The sequence below is a fragment of the Nonomuraea sp. NPDC003560 genome, assembly GCF_042878785.1.
Taxonomy (GTDB): Bacteria; Actinomycetota; Actinomycetes; order Streptosporangiales; family Streptosporangiaceae; genus Nonomuraea.
The window spans coordinates 664,522-687,268 of record NZ_JBIAOF010000003.1 but is presented as its reverse complement, the minus strand read 5'-3'; the positions used below and the strand labels follow the sequence as shown (position 1 = coordinate 687,268).

The window sequence follows — 22,747 nt, the reverse complement described above, 5'->3', positions numbered from 1 at the left end:
GCGTCACCGGAAGGAAGGGAGAGCTTCGTGTTGCGACTTCTCGTGGCCCTGGCGATAGGAGCCCTGCTGGCGGTCGGAGCCTCCGTCGCGGTGGTCAACGTGGCCTCACCGTCGCTCACCCCGCCCAACCAGCCGCTCTACAACTACGGCACCAGGTGATCCATCCCGCTTGACGCGGGGCCATACACAGCGAGCACGGAGTGTGGCTCCGCCATGCCCGCATGCCCGCCGACGAGGAGTGATGGTGGTCTTTACCGGTGAGCGCAAGGCGGACACGGCACGGCTGATCGAGCCGCGGACCAACGACGCGACGGCGGGAGAGCGGCCACTCGCGGGCGTCCGCGTGGCGATGCTCAACTTCCGCGAACCCTGCCAGTCCACGGCCGGCGGCGCCGAGGAGTACGCCTGGCAGGTCAGCCGGTTCCTGCTGACCCAGGGGGCCTCGGTCGTGTTCCTCACCGGCCGCCAGCGCGGGCAGCGCCGCGCCGAGAGGCTCGACGGCGTCGACCTGCGCAGGATGGGCAACCCGTACCTCGTCTACCTGCTGGTCCCGCTCTGGCTGCTGATCCACCGGCGGCGCGTGGACGTCGTCATCGACACCATGAACGGCATCCCCTTCTTCTCCCCGCTCGTCGTCCGCCGCCGCACGCCCGTGATCAGCCTCGTGCACCACGTCCACGACCGGCAGTTCCACGCCTTCCTGCCCGCCTGGCTGGCCCGGATCGGGTGCTTCGTGGAGGGCGAGGTGGCCCGGCTGGTCTACCGGCGCTGCCTGACGGTCACCGTCTCGGAGTCGTCGAGGCACGACCTGGCCGCGAAGTTGCGCTGGCTCGCGCCGGTCACCGTCGTGCCGAACGGCTGCGCCGAGCCCGCGCGCAGCGAGCCGCCGGCCGCCGTGGGCGAGCCCGCCCTCGTGTACGCCGGCCGCCTGATCGGCCACAAGCGCATCGAGCGCGTCGTGGACCTGGCCGCCGAGCTCGGCGACGCCTGGCCGGGCCTGCGGGTGCACGTCGTGGGCCGCGGCCCCGAGCGCGACGCCCTGGCCGCCCGGATCTCCGGCCGGGGCCTGGACGGCCGGGTCGAGCTGCACGGCTTCCTGCCCGAGCCGCGCAAGAACGCCCTGCTGGCCGCCGCCCGGCTCAACGTGACGGCCTCGGAGTTCGAGGGCTGGGGGCTGACCGTGATCGAGGCCGCCGCGCTCGGCGTGCCGACCGTGGCCTACGACGTGGCCGGGCTGCGCGACTCCGTGCGGGACGGCGTCACCGGCTGGCTCGTACGGGACGGCGAGAGCCTGGCCGAGGTGGCCGGCCGCGCGCTGGAGGAGCTGGCCGACCCGCGGCGGCGGGCGGAGGTGGCCGCGGCCTGCCGCGCCTGGGCCGGGGAATTTACGTGGGCCCGAACTGGGGCTAACATGACCGGACTTATCCTGGCGAAACTCCAAGATTGCGGCGGAGCCCCTCAGTGACCCAAGCCTCGCCTGGACCCCCGGGGGAACGCGGGGACTCCACCGTCGAGAGCTACGAGGCCCGGATCAGGCACAGGCTGCGGCTGCTCGCCTCCTGTCTGCTGCTCGGCGCCATCGCGTTCAACACCTCGACCGAGAAGATCATCCCCGAGACGAAGCTCGACATGGCGGTCAACCCGCTGGGCTTCCTCGGCCGGGCGCTGCACCTGTGGGACGGCGCCTACTTCGGCCACCTGCAGAACCAGGCGTACGGCTACCTGTTCCCGATGGGCCCGTTCTACGCGATCTTCCTCAAGCTGGGCATGGAGTCGTGGGCCGTCCAGCGGCTGTGGATGTCGCTCGTGCTGTGCGTCGCCTTCCTCGGCGTGGTCCAGCTCGCCCGCGCGTTCGGCGTCGGCGGCCCGCACACCCGCGTCCTGGCCGGCTTCGTGTACGCGCTCGCGCCGCACGCCCAGGCGCTGATCGGCATCAACTCCTCGGAGTTCCTGCCCAGCGCCGTGCTGCCGTGGATCCTGCTGCCGCTGGTCAAGGGGGCCAAGGGCGAGCTGACGCCACGCCGGGCGGCGGCGCTGTCGGCGTTCGCCTTCCTGTTCTGCGGCGGCGTCAACGCGGTGGCCGAGGCGGCCGTGCTCGTGGTGCCGATGGTCTACCTGCTGACCAGGCGCGGCGGGCCGGTCAAACGCCGCCTGATCGCCTGGTGGCTGCCGCTGGTCGCGCTCGCCTCGCTGTGGTGGGCCGTGCCGCTGCTCACGCTCGGCGGCTACATCTTCTCGTTCCTGCCCTACATCGAGACCGCCACCGCGACGACCGGCGTGACGTCGCTGGTCAACGCGCTGCGCGGCACGTCGAGCTGGCTCAGCTTCCTGACCGTGGACGGCCAGACCTGGCTGCCCGACGCCCACCAGCAGTCCACCGTCCCGTGGCTGATCGTGGTCACCGCCGCCGTGGCCGCGCTCGGCCTGGCCGGGCTCACCCTGCGCCGGCTGCCCGAGCGGCCGTTCCTGCTGATCAGCCTGCTGTGCGGGATCGCGATCATCACCACCGGCCATCCCGGCACGCCGCACGAGCAGGTGATGGTCGGGCTGCTCGACGGCCCGCTCGCCGCCTTCCGCAACCTGCACAAGTTCGACGCCCTGATCAGGCTGCCCGTCGCGCTCGGCCTGGCCGGGCTGCTCTCACTGGCCCGCCCGCGCCTGCGCACGCCCCTGACCGTGCTGGCCGCCGGGCTCGTGACCCTGTCGGGCCTGCCCGTCCTGTACGCCGGTCTCGCCCCCGCCGGCGGCTTCACCGCCATCCCCGACTACTGGCGGCAGGCCATCACCTGGCTCAACCGCAACGCCGGCGACGGCATGGTGCTGGCCGTGCCGGGCGCCAAGCGCGGCGAGTACCTGTGGGGCCGCCCCCTGGACGAGCCGCTGCAGGCGCTCTCGCAGGCCCGCTGGGCCACCCACACGATCGTGCCGTGGGGCTCGGCCGGCATCTCGCGGCTCATGGCCGCCGTGGACGACCGCCTGGCCACCGGCAAGGGCTCGCCGGGGCTGGCCGCCACGCTGCGCCGGATGGGTGTGTCGTACCTGGTCGTCCGGAACGACCTGGACCGGGCGACGATCGGCACGGCCTGGCCGGCCCGGGTGCACCAGGCGCTGGAGGACTCGCCCGGCGTCTCGCTCGTGGCCCAAATGGGGCCGGGCGTCGGCATCGCCCAGTACGGCCGGGCCGCCGCCTGGCTGGACCAGCCCTACCCGGCCGTCGAGATCTACCGCGTGGCCGGCGCCGCGCCGCTGGTCGGCACCGTGGACGCCACCCGCCCGCTGCGCGTCGGCGGCGCGCCGGAGTCCGTGCTCTCCCTGGCCGAGCAGGGCCTCCTGGACGACGACCGGCCCGTCCTGCTCAACGACGACGCGGGCGTGGTCAAGGTGCCCGCGCACGACACGATCCTGACCGACACGCTGCGCCGCAGGGAGGTCGCCTTCGCCGACCTGCGCCGCAACGCCAGCGCCACGCTCACCGCCGACGAGCCCCTGCGCGGCAGCTCGCCCTCCAGCGACCTGCTCGACCCCGGCTGGGCGCGGTACGTCTCCACGGCGGGCCTCACCGGCGTCGCGGGCCTCACCGCCTCCAGCTCCGAGGCCGACGTCGGCGCCGCGGCGAACAGCCGCGAGCCCGGCCACCAGCCCTTCGCCGCCCTGGACGGCGACCGCCGCACGAGCTGGCGCTCCACCGGCTGGAACGGCGCCGTCGGCGAGTGGCTGGAGGTGACCTTCGCCGAGCCGCTGACGATCCCCACGATCCAGGTGGCGTTCGAGAACTCGCCGATCGGCCCGCCGCCCAGCGAGGTCGTCGTGGAGACCGGCGCCGGCTCGCTGCGCCAGAAGGTGCGCGCGACCGCCGACCCGCAGGAGCTGGCCGTGCCGAAGGGGCCGGTCGAGCGGCTGCGGGTGAAGGTCGTCGCCACCGCGTACGAGCCGGCGAACCGCCTCGGCGGCCGGGTCGGCATCACCGAGCTGGCCATCCCCGGCGTCCGGCCCGGACGCTCGATCGTCGTGCCCGACCCGCGCGAGGACACCGGCGAGCCGGCCACGATCGCGGTCGCCAGGACCGGCGACGTGCCCGGCTGCGTCCGGGGCTCGGCCGCCTGGAGCTGCGCCAAGGGCCACGAGGTGCTGGGCGACGACGGCAACGGCTTCGACCGCTCCTTCGTCACCGGCAAGGACGGCGCGTACGGCATCTCGGGCCGCGCCACGGTCACCGACCGCGCGACGATCGAACGCCTCAGCACGCTGCCCGGCGACTCCCTGACCGTGCGCGCCTCCTCCACCGCGGTGGACAGCGGCGCGGCGGGCGGCCGCTGGGCCTTCGACGGCGACCCGAAGACGGCCTGGTTCGCCGACCCGCTCGACCCCAGGCCCACGCTGAACGTCGAGCTGGCCCGCGAGACGAAGCTGTCGCGGATCCGCGTCATCACGCCCGACTCCTACCTCGGTGCCCCTCCCGTCCGGGTGACGATCCGCGCGGAGGGCGGCGTCCGGCAGAGCTGGGTCGGCACGGACGGGCTCGTCCGCTTCCCCGAGATGAGGGCCAGGAAGGTCGCGCTGGAGTTCGGCGCGTCCGGCGGCCGGCCGATCGAGATCAGCGACGTGGCCTTCCCCGGCGTGCGGCCGCTCGGCGCGCTGACCGGCTTCAAACTCACGCTGCCGTGCGGCTTCGGGCCCACGCTCACCATCGACGGCAACGAGGTGCACACCGCCGTCACCGGCGGCACCCTGCACGACGTGGTCACCGGCCGGCCGGTGACCTTCGAGACCTGCGAGCGGCTCCAGCTCGTGGCCGGTCCGACCCGGCTGTCGGTGCGGCCGGGGGAGTCGTACCGGGTCGAGTCGGCGATCGTGCGGCACGAGCCGGGCAGCCCCGCGGCCGGGCCCACCGTCATGCGGCGCACGCCGGTCACCACGTGGGCGGCCGGCGAGCGGGTCGTCCAGGTGAACGTCCAGGACGACGCCTACCTGGTGGTCAACGAGAACTTCAACGCCGGCTGGAAGGCCACGCTGGGGGCCGCGGCGCTCAAGCCGGTCCGGCTCGACGGCTGGCGGCAGGCCTGGTTCCTGCCCGCCTTCACGGCCGGGACGGTGACACTCACCTACGAGCCGGACGAGCCGTACCGGGCGGGGCTGGCCGCGGGCGGGGCGCTGGCGCTGCTCGTCGCCGGGCTGGCGCTGGTGGGCAGGGGTCGGCCGGGACGCCATCTGGCGCCCGTCCTGGCCGCCCGGCCACGGATCCGGCACGTCGCGGTGTTCGCCGTGGCGCTCGGCTACTGGGTCGGCGGGCCGGCGGGGGCGGGCGTGGCCGGGGTGGCGTTCGTGCTGGGCGCCTGGTCGCGTCCGCTGCGGGAGGCCGAGCACCTGCGCGGGCGGCGGCGCTGGACCCTGCTGCTCGGGCCGCCCGGCGGGCTCGCGCTCTACCTGGCCGCCACGGTCGCGGTGGCGCTCGGCGCGGGCGGCCTGTGGGCGCAGCTGCTCTGCCTGCCGCTGCTCGGGCAGCTCCTCGTCGAGGTGGCGGCCAGACGCGCGCCGGCCCGGCAGACCACCGTACCGATCACCGTCGCCGCAGGCGGCCCGACCATGACGAGTGTTCCGTGACCGACACGATCAAGCCGCGTCCGGGGACCGTCATCACGGTTCCCGGCCCGGTGGCGCGTGCCGCCCGGTGGGCCCGCCGCCACGGCGTCCTGCTGGCCGGGCTCGTGCTCATCGCCGCCTCGGTGGCGGGCAAGGCGGCCGTCGTCCAGGAGGCGTACTTCAAGGAGGACGACTACGAGTTCGTGGCCAGGGCGATGGAGGGCGGCCTGTCCTTCGACTACCTGACCCGGATCCATTTCGGCCAGTTCATGCCGGGCGGCTTCCTGGTGGCCTGGCTGGTCTCCCGGCTGCACCCCTTCGACTGGGGCTGGGCGGCCGGCACGGTGCTGGCGCTGCACGCCCTGGCCGCCCTGGGCGTGCTGCGCATGCTGCGGGTGGTCTTCGGCAGGCGGCCGGCGACGCTCGTGCCGCTGCTGGTCTTCCTGCTCGCGCCGGTCACCGTGCCCGCGCTGGCCTGGTGGGCGGCCGGGCTCAACACCGTCTTCCTCCAGGTCGCGCTGCCCATGGCGGTCGCCTCGCACTGGCACCACCTGCGGACGGGCCGGCTGCGGCACGCCGTGGCCGCGGCGCTGTGGGTGCTGGTCGGGCTGCTGGGCTTCGTCAAGGGGTTCGCGCTGCCGCTGCTGCTGTTCGCCCTCACCGCGATCTACCACGGCGGCCTGCGCGCCGCGCTGCGCCGCCACCTGGCCGCCTGGGCCATGTACGCGACCGTGCTGGTGGCCTTCGGCGCGCTCTACGTCCAGCGGTCGTTGTCGGCGCCGAACACCGGGGCGCTGCCGATCTTCGACCAGGCCCTGGGCTTCCTGTGGGAGCTGCTGGGCAAGACGTTCGCCACCACCGTGCTCGGCGGGCCGTGGCGGTGGTTCGCGGGCGGCGACTGGGGGGTGGCCTCGCCGCCGCTGCCGCTGGTCATCGCCTCCCTCGTCGTCCTGGCCGCGCTGGTGGTGGTCACCAGCCGGTACCGCAGGCGGGCGGTCCTGGCCTGGGCCACGCTGCTGGGCTACCTGCTCGTCGCGGACGCGCTGCCGGTGTTGTGGGGACGCGTCCACCTGCTGGGCTCGTTCGTGGGCACCGACACCCGGTACGTCGCCGACGCCGTCCCGCTGCTCGCGCTGGTCGTGGGCCTGGTGCTGCTGCCGCTGCGCGGCGAGGAGGAGCCGTACCGCAGGGCGCTGCCGGCGCGGGAGCGGGTGACCGGGGCGGCCGGCGCGATGCTCGGGCTGTTCGCGGGCGCGTCGCTGGTCACGGTGACGCTCTTCGCCGGGTACCTGGGAGCCGAGCGGCGGCACGGCTACATCGAGACCGCCCGCGCCGAGCTGGCCAGGGCGGCCCCCGACAGCGTGATCTACGACCGGCTGGTGCCGACGGAGGTGCTGCCGAACTCGTACGGGACCTACAGCCTGACCTCGCGGGTGCTGGGCGCGCTGGCCACGCCCGCGCTCAGGGCCAGGATGCAGGCGCCGCCCGCCGCGCTCGACGGCCTGGTCTTCGACGACCAGGGCCGCCTGCGGCCGGTGGACGTGCAGGGCATCCCGCTCGTGCCCACGACCCGCGACAGGTGCTGGCCGGTGACCGGCGGGACCGTCCAGGTGCCGCTGGACAACCGCGTCACCCGGGTCGAGGGCACCCTGGTCAGGCTGGGGTACGCGGCCCGCTCCGACACGACGGTCACCCTGTGGATGGGCGACCGCGCCACCGACATGAAGCTGCGCGCGGGCTTCGGCCGGGTCTTCGTGCTGGCCGTGCCCGGCGCGGACCGGATCGTCGTGCACGACGTGCCGCCCGGCCTGTGCCTGGGCGACGTGACGCCGGGACAGGCGGTGCCCCGGCCGTGACCGCCCCGAGCCGAAGGAGCCTCGCGCTGGTGCTGGCCGCCGTGGGGGCCTTCCTGCTGACGCTCATCCCGCTGAGCCGCCTGTACGTCTACGACCGGGTGCTCAAGGCCCCCCTGGAACAGCAGAGCATGACCAGGGCGACCGCCGAGTCGGCCACGTACGTGGACCCGGCGACCATGCGGCAGACGACCGGCGACCTGGTCCAGACCCGGTGGCTGATCGGCGACGTGCTGGCCGGCGACGACGACCGCGCGGTGTGGGGCGAGTCGGTCTCCCTGGCCACCCGCGACGGCCACCGCCTGGACTACCACGAGCGCCGCCTGGCCTTCGACCGGCGTACCGGCGAGATCGTGAACTGCTGCGGCGAGTACCTGGACGAGGACGTCTCCGTCCGGCAGACCGGGCAGGCCTTCCGCTGGCCGTTCAACGCCGAGCGCCGCGACTACCCGCTGTTCGACCTGCGCCTGCGCCGCCCGGTCACGGCCGTCTTCGACGGGGTCGAGCGGGTGCGCGGCGTCGAGACCTACCGCTACGTCCAGCGCACGCCGCGCCGGCTGGTGCCCGGCGAGACGCCGCCGCTGCCGCGCCGCCTGCTCGGCCTGCCCGGCAAGGGCGACGTCGGCCTCGGCCGCTACGCCGAGATTCGGCGCACGTACTGGGTCGAACCGGTCAGCGGCCTGCCCGTCAGGACGCTGGAGGAGGTGACCGAGACGCTGGTCACCGCGGACGGCCGGGGCCGCCTGACCGCCCTGGACGCGGACTTCCGCACCGCCGAGCCGGACGTCGTCGCGGCCCTGGCGACGGCGGCCGCCTACAAGCGCTGGATCCTGCTGCTCGGCACGGTGGCGCCGGTCGGCGGCGGCCTGCTCGGCGCGGGCTGCGTGGCGGCCGCCCTGTGGTTGTCGCGGCGGCGCTCACCTGCGGCGCAGGACGAGGAGCAGGTTCCAGGTGACCAGCTCGCGGATGCCAGGTAGGTGGACGACGTGCCTGGCCCAGCGTGGATGGTAGCGAGGGATCGCGTCGAGGACCTCCACGTCGCCCCTCCTGCGCGCCCAGGCCAGCGGCTTGGCCACGCCGATGGCGTACATGCTCTCGCCGAAGACGTTCTTGGGCGGCTTGCCGTGGGTGCGGGCGTAGCGGCGGGCGGCGTAGTGGCCGCCGAGGTAGTGCCAGGGGGAGGTCTCGTGGCCGCCCCAGGGCGAGAACCAGATCGTGTACGACAGGTAGACCACGCCGCCCGGCCGGGTCACCCGGACCATCTCCTCGGCCATCCGCAGCGGGTCGGGCACGTGCTCCAGCACGTTGGAGGAGAAGCACACGTCCACCGAGCCGGTGGCGAGCGGCAGGTCGAGCGCGCTGCCGAGGACGGCGTCGCGGGGCGGCACGCCGTCGCGCAGGCGCATCTCACCGGCGTCGCAGTCGACGCACAGCGGCCGCGCGCCGACCGCGCGCAGGGCGTCGGCGAAGTAGCCGGGGCCGCCGCCGATGTCGGCCACGGTCGCGCCGGCCAGGTCGGTGTAGGTGGCGAGCTGGGCCACCGTGTCCCTGGCCAGGGTGCCGTAGAAGAAGTCGGGGTCGCTCTGCTCCAGGCGGAAGGCGCGCAGCAACCGGACGGATCTGCCGAGATCCGCTCGGAACGGTTCGGTGTCCACGGCGCGGAGCTTACTGCAGTGGAGGGATACGTCCATGGCTGAAGACGTCAAGCGAGCCGAGCCCTTCCAGATCACCATCCCGGCGGTGCGCACCGGGCCGGTCATCGGCGTGGGCCTGCTGATCGTGCTGATCTCGCTGGTGTTCCGGGCGAGCCTGCTCAGCAAGGCCTACTTCGTCGAGGACGACTTCCTCTTCGTGGCCGGGGCCGGCGACAGCGGGCCGACCTGGGAGTACCTGATGAGGGTGCACAAGGGGCACCTCATGCCGGGCGCGCTCGGCCTGGTGTGGCTGCTCACGTCGGTCGCGCCGTACAGCTGGGCGCTGGTGTCGTTCGTGACCGTCGCGATCCAGGGGGCGGCCTCGGTCATGTTCCTGGTGCTGCTGCGGCGGCTGTTCGGCGACCGGGCGGCGGTGCTCGCTGCGCTGACCGTCTACGCGTTCGCGCCGCTCACCGTGCCCGCCATGAGCTGGTGGTCGGCCGCGCTCAACGCGGTGCCGCTGCAGCTCGCGCTGATCGCGGCGCTGGCCGCGCACGTCAGGTACGTACGCGAGGGCAAGGGCCGCTGGCGGGCCCTGGCCTGGACCGCCGTCGGGATGGCCTTCTCCACCAAGGGGGTGTTCATCCCGTTCGTGGTGCTCGGCGTCAGCAGCGCCTACCTCGGGCGCGGCCTGTGGGCCCGTGCCCTGCTCGCCGAGCTGCGCCGGCCCGTCTGGTGGGCGCACGGCCTGCTGCTGGCCGGGTACGCGCTGCTCTACTGGCTGCGCCGCGACACCGCCGGGGCCGACGCGCTGACCGGCCCGAAGGCCGAGGTGGTCCCGGGGCTGCTGCGCAGGCTGCTGGGCGAGACCTTCCCGACGGGGGCGGTGGGCGGGCCGCTGCGCTGGGGCGGCGTCACCTCGACCGGCGGGCTGGCCGACCCGGCCCCGGTGACCGTGGCCGTGGCGTGGGCGGTGCTCGCCGCGCTGGTCGTGGTCACCTGCGTGTACCGCAGGCGGGCCTGGCGGGCGTGGGCGATCCTGGCGGCCTACGTGGTGGTCGCCGACGCGGTGCCCACCGTGATCGCGCGGGCCACCGCCTGGGACCTGGTCGGCGCCGAGACCCGGTACGTCGCCGACGCCGCGGTGCTCTTCGCGCTCTGCCTGGCGCTGGCCGTCATGCCGGTGGAGGACGAGCCCGACGTCCTGCGCCGGCCGGTGCCGGCGAGCATGCCGGCCGTCGGCGGCGCGCTGACCGCCGTCTTCGTCGTCGTGTCGCTGATCTCGATCAACACCTTCGGCGACACGCTCACCGGCGACCGGGTCAGGACGTACCTGGAGAACGCGAGAGCCTCGCTGGCCGCGGCGGCGGGGGAGGCCGACATCTACTCCCGTCCCGTGCCGCCGGAGATCGTCCTGCCGTGGAACGGGGAGCGCCGGATGACCTCGTACGTGCTGGCGCCGCTGGCCGACGACGCGACCAGGGAGCGTATGCGCGACCCGCGGCCCTCGGCGGAGCCGTACGTGCTGGACGACACGGGCAAGCTCGTCCTGGTGGGGCGGGTGGTGCCGTTCTTCGACGCGGTCAAGGGGCGCAAGTGCTACCCGGCGGGCAAGGAGTTCCCCGTCGAGTCCTTCGGCGGGCCCGGCGTGGTGGTGGCCATGTCGTACGTCAGCCCGCGGCCCGTGCAGGTCGTGGTGGAGGTCGGCGAGGCCCAGCGGGCGGCCACGCTGCCCGCGACCGGCGCCATGGGCGCGCTGTTCTACGTGCCGCACGACGGGCCGGGCAAGGGCATGCGGATCACCGCGGCCGGGGCGCAGGGTCAGGCGTTCTGCCTCAGGGCGGTGGCCTTCGGCGAGCCGGGCCCGGCGGCGCGCTGAGGCACCAGGCGGATCAGCCGCCTGGCCGGCTCCTCGACGTAGCGGTGGGTGAGCCCGGCCATGGTGACCGTGATGGCGGTGACGGCGACCAGGTTGACCAGGAGGTTGCCGGTCCACGGCCGCTGGCCGGTGAAGTCGTACCAGAGGTAGAGGATGACGAACTGCCACAGGAAGACGCCGTAGGAGATCTGGCCCAGGTAGCTCATCACCCGGCCGCCGAGCAACTCGTGCACCCGCGTGGGCCGTCCGGCCGCCAGCGCGGCGGGGGCGACCAGGCAGAAGGCGACGAGCGTGTAGAGGCCCTGCTCGGTGAACGCGGTCCAGATGCTGCCCAGGCCGACCGCGCGCGGCCCGGTGAGCGGCGTGGCGGCGATGAGGTAGGCCAGGCCCGCGATGACCCACAACGTGCCCCAGGAGGAGGCCAGCGCGGCGCTCAGCCGCCGCGCGCGGCCGTCCTCGGCCCTGGCCCAGACGGTCAGCACGGCCAGCGCCATGCCGGGCACGAAGAACGTCCAGGAGCGCGGCAGCCACACGTTCATCCAGGGCCGGTAGTCGGGGAAGTACTCGAAGACCGTGTACACGTAGGACAGCGCGCCGAAGGCGGCCAGGCCGATGAGCAGCCGCCGTCCCCTGGTCCGCAGGTCGGGGTCGCCGCGCAGGGCGAACCTGCGCAGCACCGCCGCCATCAGGGGGAGCGTGAGGTAGAAGGTCAGCTCGACCGCGAGGCTCCACATCTGGCCGAGCCCCTTGGGGCCGAGGCCGTACCACCAGGGGGTGATGTCGTAGGTGTGCACGAGGAACAACATCTGCGCCCACGTCCAGGGGTCGGCGCGGTGCGCGTCGCCCCACAGCAGCAGCGCCACGGCGACCACCAGCCAGTACGCCGGCATGATCCGGAAGAAGCGTTTCCACAGGTAGCGGCGGGTGTCCGGAGCCCGGTCGCCGAGCAGCGCCTCAGCCGCCCACGGCCGGTACAGCAGCAGGCCGGAGAGCGTGAAGAAGATCGGCACGCCGATCTCACCCCTGGACAGCACGCCGCCCAAGAACCCCGGGTCCAGCGCCGTCCCCGCCTCCATGGACACGTGGAACAGCAGGACGGCGAAGGCGGCCACGGCGCGCACGCCGTCGAGCGAGGTCTGGTGTCCTGAGACCACCGACACCCCGCCCGAAGTAGAACCTGTTTCGGTCACGTTTCCGCATCCCTGGTGACGTCGGTCACTCGTCGCAATAACATACCGGCGAGTAGGTAGTTCGTTTCAGTACTTAACCACCCAAACAGGCGTCAGTGCACCTGCGCACATGGAGGGTCCATGAACCGGGTCGTCGTTGGCAGCGTCCTCATCGCCGTCGGGGCATTCCTCATCGTTCTGGCTCCCCTGGTGCGTCTCCAGGTCGCGCCCGCCTTCATGGCCGCCAAGGGCGACCAGTACAGCATCAGCAAGCTGCACGCGACGGGCGCCCAGTACTTCAGCATCCCGGACGGCAAGGTGCTGACCGCCGACCTCGACATCATCGTCACCACCCGCGGCGACGTGAAGGAGGCCAACGACGACCGCGTCGTCTGGGACGAGTTCACCGCCGTCAACGACGTCACCAACAGCAAGCCGGGCATCAACTTCAGCGAGCGGCGCAGCGCCTTCGACAAGCGCTCCGGCGTCGGCCTCAACTGCTGCGGCGCCAGCATCGACAAGGCCCCGGTGCAGCTCCAGGGCCAGATCTACAAGTTCCCGTTCGACGTGGAGAAGAAGACCTACCAGGTCTTCAACGCCAGCGCGGGCAAGGCGTTCGACGCCAGGTTCGTCGGCGAGGAGCAGGTCAACGGGCTGGCCACGTACAAGTTCGAGCAGACCGTCCCCGAGACCAGGACGCAGACGCTGAACGCGCCCGCCGCCTGGTTCGGCATGGGCACCTCGGGCGACGTGCAGCTGAACCGGTTCTACTCCGGCACCGTCACCTACTGGATCGAGCCCACCACCGGCGCGCCCGTCAAGCAGGAGCAGGTGCGCAACGAGGTGCTCAAGAGCCAGGACGGCATCGAGCGCTCCAAGGCGTTCGTGGCCACCGCCAAGATGACCGACGACACGGTCAAGGGCCTGGTCGACAGCGCCTCCGAGGGCAAGAGCCAGATCAACCTGATCAGGACCACGCTGCCGATCGTGCTCGGCGTGGTCGGGGTCGTCCTGCTCCTGGGCGGCCTGCTGCTCGCCCTGCGCGGCCGCCGGTCCGCATGAGCCAGGGCGTGGTCGCCCGGCCCTGGTCGCCCGCGCCCGCGCTGGCCCTGGTCAGGGCGGCCCGGCCGCGTCAGTGGCTGAAGAACCTGCTCGTCCTGGCCGCCCCCATGGCGGCCGGGGTGCTCGGGCAGCCGGGCCGCCTGCTCGCGGCGCTGCTCGTCCTGGCCGCCTTCTGCCTGGCCGCCAGCGGCTCCTACCTGCTGAACGACGCCTCCGACGTGGAGGCCGACCGGCTGCACCCGCGCAAGCGCCGCCGGGCCGTCGCCTCCGGCGCGGTGTCGGTGCGCACGGCCCGGGTGGCGGGCGTCGTCCTGCTGGTCCTCGCGCCCGCGGTCGCCGCGCTCACCGGCGGCTGGCAGTCGCCCGCGGTCGTCGCCGGGTACGTCGCCCTGACCCTGGCCTACACGACCTGGCTCAAGCACCAGGAGGTCGTGGACCTCATCGCGGTCGCCGGATGCCACGTGATCAGGGCCTACGCCGGAGCCGTCGCCGTCGGGGTGCCGGTGACCGGCTGGTTCCTGGTGGTCGTCTCGCTGGCCGCGCTGCAGCTGGTGGCCGGCAAGCGCGAGGCCGAGCTGCGGTCGCGAGGCGTGTCGGGGACGCGGGCCACGCTGGCCGCCTACCCGGCCGCGTACCTGACGCACGTGCGGATCATGGCGTCCGGGGCGATGATCGTCACGTACTGCCTGTGGGCGCTGAACGCGCACGAGAACGTGTTCTACGGGCTCAGCATCGTCCCGTTCCTGCTCCTGGTGCTCCGGCACAACCTGCTGGTCGAGCGGGGCGGCGGCGAGGAGCCCGAGGAACTGGTGATCCGTGACCGGCCCACCCTCGTCTTCGCCGCCGCGCTGGTCGTCCTGGTGGGGCTCGGGATCTACGCGTGAGCACGTTCCTCACCGGCTGGGGCCGCACCTCGCCCACCCCCGCCGTGCTGCGCCGCCCGCGCTCCCTGGACGAGCTGCGCGACCTGGTCGTGGCCGCGCCGGGCCGCGGCGTCGTCGCCCGCGGGCTCGGCCGCTCGTACGGCGACGCCGCCCAGAACGCCGGCGGCCTCGTCCTCGACTGCACCGGCCTGGACGCCTGGAGCTTCGACGAGCGCACCGGCGTCGTGACCGCGGCGGGCGGGGTCAGCCTGCACGAGGTGATGACGGCGCTGGTGCCGCGCGGCTGGTTCGTGCCCGTGAGCCCCGGGACCAGGCACGTCACGGTCGGCGGGGCCGTCGCGGCCGACGTGCACGGCAAGAACCACCACCGCGACTCCTCCTTCGGCGCGCACGTGCGCTCGCTCACCCTGGTGACCGCCGACGGCGCCGCCAGGGTGCTGCGCCCCGGCGATCCGCTCTTCCGGGCGACCCTCGGCGGCATGGGCCTGACCGGGGTGGTGGCCGAGGCGACGTTCGGCTGCGTGCCCGTCGAGTCGTCCCGGATGCGGGTGGACGTGCGGCGCACCGCCGACCTCGACGAGACGCTCGACGTCATGGCCCGCACCGACGACCGCTACCGCTACACGGTGGCCTGGATCGACCTGCTCGCCCGCGGCCGCCGGATGGGCCGCAGCGTCCTGACCAGGGGCGACCACGCGCCGCGTGACGGGGACAAGGTGCCGTCGGTCTTCGCGCCGCGCGCCCGGCTGCACGCGCCGCCGTGGGCGCCGGACGGGCTGCTCAACGGGCTCAGCGTGCGCGCCTTCAACGAGCTCTGGTACCGCAAGGCGCCCGCGAGCGCGACCGTCACGCAGGGCATCGCGCCGTTCTTCCACCCGCTCGACTTCGTCGCGGGCTGGAACCGCATGTACGGCCCGCGCGGCTTCGTGCAGTACCAGTTCGTGGTGCCGTTCGGCGCGGAGGAGACGTTGCGCGGCATCGTCGGGTCATTGTCGGCGCACGGGACGGTGTCGTTCCTGACCGTGCTCAAGCGGTTCGGTCCCGGTTCGGGTGGTCTCCTGTCCTTCCCCGTGCCCGGCTGGACCCTGGCCCTGGACATCCCGGCCGGTCAGCGCGGCCTGAGCGGGCTCCTGCGCGGCTTCGACGAGCGCGTCGCGCAGGCCGGAGGACGGGTGTACCTGGCCAAGGACGCCCGGCTGCGCGCCGACATGATGGCGGCGATGTACCCCGAACTGGAACGATGGCGGAGCATCAGGGACGAGGCCGACCCGGAGGGCCTGTTCCGCTCGGACCTGTCCAGGAGACTACGACTGTGACCACCACTTCTGACGCGACCCGGGCGGCCGCCGCTCCGGGGCGTGGGGCGTCGTGAGGAACGCGCTCGGGGCCGTCGACAGCGTGCTGCTGCTGGGTGGGCGGAGCGAGATCGGCCTGGAGATCGTCCGGCTGCTGGTCGGGCTGGGCGCGACCAGGGTCGTGCTGGCCGCCAGGGGTGAGCTCACGCCGCCGGCGGACCTCGCCGCCGAGGTGCACGTCCTGCCGTTCGACGCGCTGGACGTGGGGTCGCACGCCGCCGTCCTGGCCGGGGCCGTGGAGCTGGTGGGCGACCTCGACGTGGTGATCTCCGCGTTCGGCGTGCTCGGCAGCCAGGACGACTACGACGCCGACCCGGCCGCCGCCGCCGCGGCCGTCGCGGTCAACTACGGCGGCCACGTCTCCGTGGACCTGCACGCCGCCAGGGTCCTGCGCGAGCAGGGGCACGGCACCCTCGTGGTGCTCTCGTCGGTCGCCGGGGCGCGGGTGCGCAAGGCCAACTTCGTCTACGGCTCGGCCAAGGCCGGGCTCGACGGGTTCGCGCAGGGGCTCGGCGACGCGCTGCACGGGTCGGGCGCGCGCGTGCTGATCGTCCGGCCGGGTTTCGTGATCGGCCGGATGACGAAGGGCCTGCCCCCGGCGCCGCTGTCCTCGACGCCCCGCCAGGTGGCCCTGGCCACCGTGCGCGCGCTGCGCGAGGGCGCGTCGTCCGTGTGGGTGCCGCGGGCGCTCGGCCCGGCGTTCGGCCTGCTGCGCCTGCTGCCGCGGCCGCTCTGGCGGCGGCTGCCGCGCTAGAACGCGTTCCAATCCGGAAGCCTACCGACGAAAGGTTCTAGAGTAGAACACGTTGCAGTTCGGCTGCGGCGGGGCTTATCGTCGGGCCATGCGGACACGGGTCACGGACATGTTCGGAATCGAGCTCCCGATCTTCGCCTTCAGCCACTGCAGGGACGTGGTCGCCGCGGTCAGCCGCGCGGGCGGCATGGGAGTGCTCGGCGCGCTGTACTTCACCCCGGAAGAGCTCGAAATGGAGCTCAAGTGGATCGACGACCACGTCGACGGCAGACCGTACGGCGTGGACGTGGTCATGCCCGCCTCCTACGAGGGCGCCGACTTCGCCCCCGAGGAGCTGGTCGGCCGCCTGCAGGCGATGATCCCCGAGGGGCACCGCGCGTTCGTCGAGAACCTGCTGGGCAGGCACGGCGTGCCGCCCCTGTCGTCCGACGCCGACCCGGGCCGGGTGCTGCTGGGCTGGACCGACGCCACCGCGCGTCCCCAGGTCGAGGTCGCGCTCCGCCATCCCATCGCCCTGCTGGCCAACGCCCTCGGGCCGCCCCCGGCCGACGTCGTGGACCTCGCCCACCGGCACGGCGTCAAGGTCGCCGCGCTCGCCTCGACCCCGCGGCACGCGCTCAAGCAGGTCGAGGTCGGCGTGGACGTCGTCGTCGCCCAGGGCACCGAGGCCGGCGGCCACACCGGCGAGATCTCGACCATGGTGCTCATCCCGCAGGTGGTGGACGCCGTGGACGTCCCCGTCCTGGCGGCGGGCGGCATCGGGAACGGCCGCCAGATGGCGGCCGGCATGGCGCTGGGCGCGGAGGGCGTCTGGACCGGCTCGCTCTGGCTCACCGTCGAGGAGGCCGACACCCCCGAGATGGCGAAACGCCGCATCCTGGAGGCCACCTCGCGCGACACCGTGCGCTCCCGGAGCTGGACCGGCAAGCCCGCCCGCCTGCTCAGGAACGAGTGGACCGAGGCGTGGGAGTCGCAGGAGTCGCCGGGCACGCTGCCGATGCCGCTGCAGTTCATGCTCGTCTCGGACGCCCTGCGCCGGATCGGCCGCTCGGACGCCTCGGAGCTGGCCACGTTCCCCGCCGGGCAGGTCATCGGCCTGACCAACCAGGTGCGCTCGACGAAGGACGTGGTGTTCGGGCTCGTGGAGGAGTACGCGGAGGCCCTGGAACGCCTCGACCGCATCACCCGGGACTGATCGTCCGCCTGTTACCGTGGGCACGTGCCGGTCCTGTACGTGCCGTACCACCTCGACGAGGTGACGCCCGAAACCCTGCCTCCCGGGCCGCTGCTGCTCAACCTCGACCTGGACGTCCTCGGCCCGTCCCGCCTGCCGGGCCTGCGCTACCCGGCGGCCGGCGGGCCGGACGTCCCGGCCCTGCTGCGGGCCGTGCGGGTGGTGCTGGACAGCGGCCGGCTCGCCGCGCTCAACCTCGCCTGCACGTGGCATCCGGGCCGGGACGACCCCGGCGGCGTCCGCGAGCGCCTGGTGACGGCGGTCCTCGGCGGCCTGCGGGACTGACTCCTTCCCGCAGGCCGCGGTTCTCCGCCGGCTCTGTCCCGGCTCTCCCTGGGCTCTCCGTCAGCTCTCCGTCAGCCGAACATGCCGGGCACGTAGTCGCCCGCGGGCTGCTGGATGATGACGTTCACCCGGTTGAAGGTGTTGATCAGGGCGATCAGGCACACCAGCGCCCCGAGCTGCTCCTCGTCGTAGTGCTTGGCGGCGTTCGCCCAGACCTCGTCCGGGACGCCGCCGGCGCCGTCGGCGATGCGGGTGCCCTGCTCGGCCAGCTCCAGGGCGGCCCGCTCGGCCTCGGTGAACACCTTGGCCTCGCGCCAGGCGGCGACCAGGTTGAGCCGGATCGGGGTCTCACCGGCGTGCGCGGCGTCCTTGGTGTGCATGTCGGTGCAGAAGCCGCAGCCGTTGATCTGGCTGGCCCGGATCTTCACCAGCTCCTGCGTGGCGTGGGGCAGGCCCGAGTCCATGATGACCTTGTTGGTGCCGATGAGGTGCTTCATGACCTTGGCCGCGACCTGGTTCTCGAAGAGGTTGAGACGGGCTTCCATGACGCGCTCCTTGTCGTCGTCGACTGCTTCCACCTCTCGGACGGGGCAGCCGGACGGGATGTGACAGGAACGGATGTGACGTGCGTCTCTCCTCCTGGGCGAGTGGTCAGCGGCCCTCGTAGCGGGCCGGGCGCTTCTCGCGGAAGGCCCGGGTGCCCTCCTTGGCGTCCTCCGAGCCGATCACCGGCCAGCCCAGCTCGTCCGACACCTTCAGGGCCTCGGGCTCCGGCATGCCCAGGGTGTCCCGGTACGTCCGCAGAATGGCCTGGACCGCCAGAGGGCCGGAACCGGCGATGTCCGCTGCCAGCTCCCGGGCCGTCTCCAGCGCCCGCCCGTCCGGCACGACCCGGTTGACCAGCCCCATCGCCAGGGCCTCGGCGGCGGTCACGGAACGGCCGGTGAGCAGCAGGTCCATGGCGTGGCAGTACGGGATCTGGCGGGGCAGCCGGACCGCGCAGCCGCCCATGGGGAAGAGTGCGCGTTTGGCCTCGAACAGCCCCAGGGTGGCCGATTCCGCCACCACTCGCAGGTCCGTCCCGACCAGCAGCTCCGTGCCGCCGGCGACCGCGTACCCCTCGACAGCGCTGATGATCGGCTTTGTCGGCAAGTCCTCCCTTAAGAGCCCCTTCCAGTGAAAATTCGAGATCTGGGCGGCTCTTGCTTGAACCTCTGGATCGGTCGAGGGTTGGCCCATGGCCTTGAGGTCGGCCCCGGCGCAGAACGTGCCCTCCGCCCCGGTCAGGATCGCGACCCGGATCGAGGGCTCCGCCGACGCGTACGCCCACGCCGAGGCCAGCCCGATCAGCATGTCCGAGGAGAGGGCGTTGCGGGCCTCCGGCCGGTTCATCGTGACGGTCAGGACGTGGCCGTCGCGTTCCACCCGGCAGTGCGGGGTGCTGATCGGCAGAAGCTCCATGTACGCCTCCCAAGTCCCAGAAGCTACTGAATCAAGCGCTTGCTACGAACTTTACCCGCGGGATACGCTCCCCACAGCAAACGAGAACAAGTTCCTGTTTTGCTACGCCTGAGCTGAGGAGATCAGATGGGCACGCTCGGTTTCTGGAGGCTGGCGCAGGCGGATCCCGAGTGGATCGCGGCCGTCGACCCCGACGGCACGGAGCACCGCGCGGGTGACCTCCTGGCCCGTTCGAACCGCCTCGTCCACGGGTTACGCGAGCTCGGCCTGGAGCCGGGCGACGGGATCTGCGGCCTGGTCCCGAACGGCGCGGACGGCCTCGTCCTCTACCTGGCCGCGCTCCAGGCCGGCTGGTACTACACGCCGATCAACTGGCACCTCACCGGCCCGGAGATCGGCTACATCGTGTCCGACAGCGAGGCCAAGGCGTTCTTCGTCCACCCCCGCTTCCTCCAGGAGGGCGCCAGGGGAGCCGAGGCGATCGAGCCGCACCGGCGCTTCCTCCTCGGGGACGGCGGCGGGGACGGCGGGCAGGACGGCTTCCGCCCGGCGGGCGAGCTGACCGCCGGGCAACCGGACACCGCGCCGCCCGGCCGCACGGCCGGCGCCACCATGCACTACACCTCGGGCACCACCGGCCGGCCCAAGGGCGTCCGGCGCACGCTGAGCGGCCTCGACCCCGACGACGGCGCCGAGCTGATGACCTTCCTGCTCGGCCTGTTCGGCATCACGGCCGGGCCGCCCAACGCGCACCTGGTCACCTCGCCCAGCTACCACACCGCCGTCACCCAGTTCGGCGGCAGCGCCCTGCACATGGGCCACACCCTCGTCTACATGGACAGATGGGACGCCGAGGAGACGCTCCGGCTGTGCGAGCGCTACCGCGTCACGAACTCCCACATGGTCCCCACGCACTTCAAGCGCCTGCTCGCGCTCCCCGAGGCCACCAGGGCCAAGTACGACCTGTCCTCGCTCAAGTGGATGATCCACGCCGCCGCCCCCTGCCCGGTCCCGGTCAAATGGGCGATGTTCGAGTGGTGGGGCGACTGCATCTACGAGTACTACGCGGCCACCGAGGGCGGCGGCACCCTGGCCACGCCCGAGGGCTGGAAGGCGCACCCGGGCACGGTCGGCTCCGCCTGGCCGATCAGCGAGCTGCTGATCGCGGACGACGAGGGCGAACCCGTACCGACCGGCACCCCCGGGACGATCTACATGAAGATGATGGGCGTGCCCTTCGAGTACAAGGGCGACCCCGACAAGACCGCCGCGAACCGGCTCAAGGACTACTTCACGGTCGGCGACATCGGATACCTGGACGAGGACGGCTTCCTCTTCCTCTGCGACCGCAAGGCCGACATGATCATCTCCGGCGGGACGAACATCTACCCGGCCGAGATCGAGAACGAGCTCATGATCCACCCCAAGGTCGCCGACGTGGCCGTGTTCGGCATCCCCGACGACGACTGGGGCGAGCAGATCAAGGCCGTCGTCGAGCCCGCGCCGGGCGTCGCGCCGGGCCCCGAGCTCGCGGCCGAGCTGATCGCCTCGCTGGAGGGCCGCCTGGCCCGGATGAAGTGGCCCAAGAGCGTCGACTTCATCGCCGAGATGCCCCGCGAGCCCAACGGCAAGCTGCTCAAGCGCAAGCTCCGCGCACCGTACTGGGAGGGTCACGACCGTGCCATCTGACGATCCGCTGGTCGCCCAGCACGTCCTGGAGTTCCCCGGCGGCTACACCCGGACGACCGGGCCGGTGATCGGGCGCTTCCTCACCGAATTACGCGGCCGCCGCATCGTCGGAGTGCGCACGAAAGAGGGCAAGGTGCTCGTGCCGCCACTCGAATACGACCCGGCCACCGGCGACCCCGTCACCTCCGAGTACGTCGAGGTCGGCCCGGCCGGCACGGTGACCTCCTGGGCCTGGGTGCCCGAGCCCCTGCAGAACCACCCGCTCGACCGGCCCTTCGCCTGGGCCACGATCCTGCTGGACGGCGCCGACACCGCGCTCGTGCACGCCGTCGCCGCCGACGACCCCAGGGCGCTGTCGAAGGGCTCCCGGGTCTGGCCGGTGTGGCGCGACCGGCCCACGGGCCACATCACCGACATCGCCCACTTCGCGCCCGAGGTCACGAAGATCGTGTCCCATGTGCGGGCCGAGTACCGCCTCCAGGCGGGCGGCTCGCTCCGCGTCTTCCTGGAGGGCGTCGAGCGCGGCGTCTTCCTCGGCGGACGTTGCGAGCAGTGCGACCAGGTGTACGTGCCGTACCGGATGTCCTGCCCCCAGTGCGGAGGTCTCATCCCGGAGACGCTCGAACTCCCCGACACCGGGACGATCACCACGTTCGCCATCAACAACCTGCCGGATCCGCGCGCGCCGGAAGTGCCGTTCGTCTCCGCCTACATCCTGCTCGACAACGCCGACATCCCCATGATCGCCCTGATCGGCGACGTACCCGCGCACGAGGTGCGCCAGGGCATGCGGGTCAGGGCCGTCTGGGTGCCCGAGGAGGAGCGGAGCAAGTCCATGGCGAACATCCGCTGGTTCGCCCCCACCGGCGAGCCCGACGTGGAGCTGTCATGAGAGACGTCGCGATCGTCGCGTTCGCGCAGACCGTCCACACCGACCACGACACCGGGCTCACCGAGCCCGAGCTGATCCTGCCGGTGATCAGCGAGGTCAAGGAGCGGACCGGGCTGACCAGGTTCGGCTTCACCTGCTCGGGGAGCTGCGACTACCTGGCCGGGGCGCCGTTCTCGTTCGTCAGCGCCCTGGACGCGCTCGGCGCCTGGCCGCCCGTCTCCGAGAGCCACGTCGAGATGGACGGCGCCTGGGCCCTGTACGAGGCGTGGGTCCGCCTCCAGCACGGCGACATCGACTCGGCCCTGGTCTACGGCTTCGGCAAGTCGTCGCTCGGCGACCTGCGCACCATCATGACCCTCCAGCTCGACCCCTACTACCTGGAACCCCTCGGCCTCGACCAGCTCTCCCTGGCCGCACTCCAGGCGAACGCGCTCGACGCGGACCGGAAACAGCTCGACGAGATCGTCCGCAGGTCCAGGGCGGACGGCAGGAGCAACCCGTACGCGCTCGACCTGCCCGAACCGGACGGCGAGGAAGTCGCGGTCGAACCCCTCAGGAAGACGGACGTGCCGCCCGTCACGGACGGCGCGGCGGCGATCGTGCTGGCCACGGCGGAACTGGCCGGACGGCTCACCAGCCGCCCCGCGTTCGTCAAGGGCATCGCCCACCGCATCGAGCCCCACTACCTGGGCACGCGGGACCTGGCCAGGTCGGTCTCCGCGGCCGACGCCGCACGGGCCGCCGGCGTCGGCAAGGGCCCGGTCGAGGTGGCCGAGCTGCACGCCCAGTTCCCGCACGAGGAGCTCATCCTGCGCGAGGCGCTCGAACTGGGCGGCGACACGCTGATCAACCCGTCCGGCGGCCCGCTCGCCGCCAACCCCGTCATGGCCACGGGGCTCATCCGCATCGGCGAGGCCGCGCGGCGCATCCTCGACGGCGGCGCGAGCCGCACCGTCGGGCACGCCGCCGGCGGCCCCTGCCTGCAGCACAACCTCGTCACGGTCCTGGAGGCGTGA

General features: G+C 72.9%; 19 protein-coding genes. 15 read left to right on the top strand and 4 right to left on the bottom strand.

The window, feature by feature from the left end:
• Nucleotides 1-27: 27 nt before the first annotated feature.
• From ACFYUV_RS14070 to ACFYUV_RS14050, 5 genes are all read left to right on the top strand, one after another.
• On the top strand, nucleotides 28-159 hold the full coding sequence (locus ACFYUV_RS14070; protein ID WP_260477562.1) for a hypothetical protein: 132 nt from the start codon (nucleotides 28-30) through the stop codon (nucleotides 157-159).
• An 82-nt stretch (nucleotides 160-241) separates the two neighbouring features.
• Nucleotides 242-1,465 carry a glycosyltransferase family 4 protein gene (locus ACFYUV_RS14065; RefSeq protein WP_387668684.1) on the top strand — a complete coding sequence of 408 codons (1,224 nt, stop codon included), beginning with the start codon at nucleotides 242-244 and terminating at the stop codon, nucleotides 1,463-1,465.
• Nucleotides 1,462-5,601 (top strand): alpha-(1->3)-arabinofuranosyltransferase family protein, encoded by a 4,140-nt coding sequence (locus ACFYUV_RS14060; protein WP_387668682.1) that lies wholly within the window; start codon nucleotides 1,462-1,464, stop codon nucleotides 5,599-5,601. The genes ACFYUV_RS14065 and ACFYUV_RS14060 overlap by 4 nt, the downstream gene beginning before the upstream one ends.
• Nucleotides 5,598-7,436, top strand: a complete 1,839-nt coding sequence (locus tag ACFYUV_RS14055; RefSeq protein WP_387668680.1) for a hypothetical protein — start codon at nucleotides 5,598-5,600, stop codon at nucleotides 7,434-7,436. The genes ACFYUV_RS14060 and ACFYUV_RS14055 overlap by 4 nt, the downstream gene beginning before the upstream one ends.
• On the top strand, nucleotides 7,433-8,410 hold the full coding sequence (locus ACFYUV_RS14050) for a DUF3068 domain-containing protein (protein ID WP_387668678.1): 978 nt from the start codon (nucleotides 7,433-7,435) through the stop codon (nucleotides 8,408-8,410). The genes ACFYUV_RS14055 and ACFYUV_RS14050 overlap by 4 nt, the downstream gene beginning before the upstream one ends.
• Here the strand turns inward: ACFYUV_RS14050 and ACFYUV_RS14045 are convergent.
• Nucleotides 8,351-9,124 carry a class I SAM-dependent methyltransferase gene (locus ACFYUV_RS14045; RefSeq protein ID WP_387668675.1) on the bottom strand — a complete coding sequence of 258 codons (774 nt, stop codon included), beginning with the start codon at nucleotides 9,122-9,124 and terminating at the stop codon, nucleotides 8,351-8,353. The two genes, ACFYUV_RS14050 and ACFYUV_RS14045, sit on opposite strands and share 60 nt — an antisense overlap.
• On the opposite strand from ACFYUV_RS14045, the gene ACFYUV_RS14040 reads away from it, so the two are divergent.
• The gene (locus ACFYUV_RS14040) at nucleotides 9,123-10,946 is read left to right on the top strand and encodes an ArnT family glycosyltransferase (protein ID WP_387668672.1); all 1,824 of its coding nucleotides are present in this window, start codon (nucleotides 9,123-9,125) and stop codon (nucleotides 10,944-10,946) included. The genes ACFYUV_RS14045 and ACFYUV_RS14040 overlap by 2 nt on opposite strands.
• Here ACFYUV_RS14040 and ACFYUV_RS14035 read toward each other — a convergent pair.
• Nucleotides 10,889-12,136: an acyltransferase family protein gene (locus tag ACFYUV_RS14035; protein ID WP_387668670.1), complete on the bottom strand. Its 1,248-nt coding sequence runs from the start codon at nucleotides 12,134-12,136 to the stop codon at nucleotides 10,889-10,891. The genes ACFYUV_RS14040 and ACFYUV_RS14035 overlap by 58 nt on opposite strands.
• A gap of 120 nt (nucleotides 12,137-12,256) precedes the next feature.
• Here ACFYUV_RS14035 and ACFYUV_RS14030 point away from each other — a divergent pair, with 120 nt between their 5' ends.
• From ACFYUV_RS14030 to ACFYUV_RS14005, 6 genes are all read left to right on the top strand, one after another.
• Complete coding sequence (locus tag ACFYUV_RS14030) at nucleotides 12,257-13,177, top strand: DUF3068 domain-containing protein (RefSeq protein WP_358282858.1); 921 nt, start codon at nucleotides 12,257-12,259, stop codon at nucleotides 13,175-13,177.
• A complete protein-coding gene (locus tag ACFYUV_RS14025; protein ID WP_358282860.1) occupies nucleotides 13,174-14,061 on the top strand; it encodes a decaprenyl-phosphate phosphoribosyltransferase in 888 nt (295 codons plus the stop codon). The genes ACFYUV_RS14030 and ACFYUV_RS14025 overlap by 4 nt, the downstream gene beginning before the upstream one ends.
• Nucleotides 14,058-15,377: an FAD-binding protein gene (locus ACFYUV_RS14020; protein WP_387668666.1), complete on the top strand. Its 1,320-nt coding sequence runs from the start codon at nucleotides 14,058-14,060 to the stop codon at nucleotides 15,375-15,377. The genes ACFYUV_RS14025 and ACFYUV_RS14020 overlap by 4 nt, the downstream gene beginning before the upstream one ends.
• A 52-nt stretch (nucleotides 15,378-15,429) precedes the next feature.
• Nucleotides 15,430-16,170 carry an SDR family NAD(P)-dependent oxidoreductase gene (locus tag ACFYUV_RS14015; protein ID WP_387668664.1) on the top strand — a complete coding sequence of 247 codons (741 nt, stop codon included), beginning with the start codon at nucleotides 15,430-15,432 and terminating at the stop codon, nucleotides 16,168-16,170.
• An 88-nt stretch (nucleotides 16,171-16,258) separates the two neighbouring features.
• Complete coding sequence (locus ACFYUV_RS14010; RefSeq protein WP_352323097.1) at nucleotides 16,259-17,365, top strand: nitronate monooxygenase family protein; 1,107 nt, start codon at nucleotides 16,259-16,261, stop codon at nucleotides 17,363-17,365.
• A 24-nt stretch (nucleotides 17,366-17,389) separates the two neighbouring features.
• Nucleotides 17,390-17,689 (top strand): hypothetical protein, encoded by a 300-nt coding sequence (locus ACFYUV_RS14005; protein WP_387668661.1) that lies wholly within the window; start codon nucleotides 17,390-17,392, stop codon nucleotides 17,687-17,689.
• Between the two features lie 71 nt (nucleotides 17,690-17,760).
• Here ACFYUV_RS14005 and ACFYUV_RS14000 read toward each other — a convergent pair whose 3' ends face one another.
• A complete protein-coding gene (locus ACFYUV_RS14000; RefSeq protein WP_387668659.1) occupies nucleotides 17,761-18,234 on the bottom strand; it encodes a carboxymuconolactone decarboxylase family protein in 474 nt (157 codons plus the stop codon).
• Between the two features lie 106 nt (nucleotides 18,235-18,340).
• Nucleotides 18,341-19,150, bottom strand: coding sequence for a crotonase/enoyl-CoA hydratase family protein (locus ACFYUV_RS13995; protein WP_387668657.1), 810 nt, complete (start codon nucleotides 19,148-19,150; stop codon nucleotides 18,341-18,343).
• Between the two features lie 126 nt (nucleotides 19,151-19,276).
• Here ACFYUV_RS13995 and ACFYUV_RS13990 point away from each other — a divergent pair, with 126 nt between their 5' ends.
• Genes ACFYUV_RS13990 through ACFYUV_RS13980 form a run of 3 tightly spaced genes read left to right on the top strand, consistent with a single transcriptional unit; the run spans nucleotide 19,277 to nucleotide 22,747 of the window.
• The gene (locus ACFYUV_RS13990) at nucleotides 19,277-20,839 is read left to right on the top strand and encodes an acyl-CoA synthetase (RefSeq protein WP_387668655.1); all 1,563 of its coding nucleotides are present in this window, start codon (nucleotides 19,277-19,279) and stop codon (nucleotides 20,837-20,839) included.
• The gene (locus tag ACFYUV_RS13985) at nucleotides 20,829-21,731 is read left to right on the top strand and encodes a Zn-ribbon domain-containing OB-fold protein (RefSeq protein WP_387668653.1); all 903 of its coding nucleotides are present in this window, start codon (nucleotides 20,829-20,831) and stop codon (nucleotides 21,729-21,731) included. The genes ACFYUV_RS13990 and ACFYUV_RS13985 overlap by 11 nt, the downstream gene beginning before the upstream one ends.
• A complete protein-coding gene (locus ACFYUV_RS13980; RefSeq protein ID WP_387668651.1) occupies nucleotides 21,728-22,747 on the top strand; it encodes a thiolase domain-containing protein in 1,020 nt (339 codons plus the stop codon). The genes ACFYUV_RS13985 and ACFYUV_RS13980 overlap by 4 nt, the downstream gene beginning before the upstream one ends.

What these genes read in the sequence shown, in the direction of transcription:
- ACFYUV_RS14025 (WP_358282860.1), top strand. Translation starts at nt 13,174, where the DNA reads ATGAGCCAGGGCGTGGTCGCCCGGCCCTGGTCGCCCGCGCCCGCGCTG.
- ACFYUV_RS14010 (WP_352323097.1), top strand. Translation starts at nt 16,259, where the DNA reads ATGCGGACACGGGTCACGGACATGTTCGGAATCGAGCTCCCGATCTTC.
- ACFYUV_RS14040 (WP_387668672.1), top strand. Translation starts at nt 9,123, where the DNA reads ATGGCTGAAGACGTCAAGCGAGCCGAGCCCTTCCAGATCACCATCCCG.
- ACFYUV_RS13995 (WP_387668657.1), bottom strand. Translation starts at nt 19,150, where the DNA reads ATGGAGCTTCTGCCGATCAGCACCCCGCACTGCCGGGTGGAACGCGAC.
- ACFYUV_RS13980 (WP_387668651.1), top strand. Translation starts at nt 21,728, where the DNA reads ATGAGAGACGTCGCGATCGTCGCGTTCGCGCAGACCGTCCACACCGAC.
- ACFYUV_RS14065 (WP_387668684.1), top strand. Translation starts at nt 242, where the DNA reads ATGGTGGTCTTTACCGGTGAGCGCAAGGCGGACACGGCACGGCTGATC.
- ACFYUV_RS13990 (WP_387668655.1), top strand. Translation starts at nt 19,277, where the DNA reads ATGGGCACGCTCGGTTTCTGGAGGCTGGCGCAGGCGGATCCCGAGTGG.
- ACFYUV_RS14030 (WP_358282858.1), top strand. Translation starts at nt 12,257, where the DNA reads ATGAACCGGGTCGTCGTTGGCAGCGTCCTCATCGCCGTCGGGGCATTC.
- ACFYUV_RS14000 (WP_387668659.1), bottom strand. Translation starts at nt 18,234, where the DNA reads ATGGAAGCCCGTCTCAACCTCTTCGAGAACCAGGTCGCGGCCAAGGTC.
- ACFYUV_RS14045 (WP_387668675.1), bottom strand. Translation starts at nt 9,124, where the DNA reads ATGGACGTATCCCTCCACTGCAGTAAGCTCCGCGCCGTGGACACCGAA.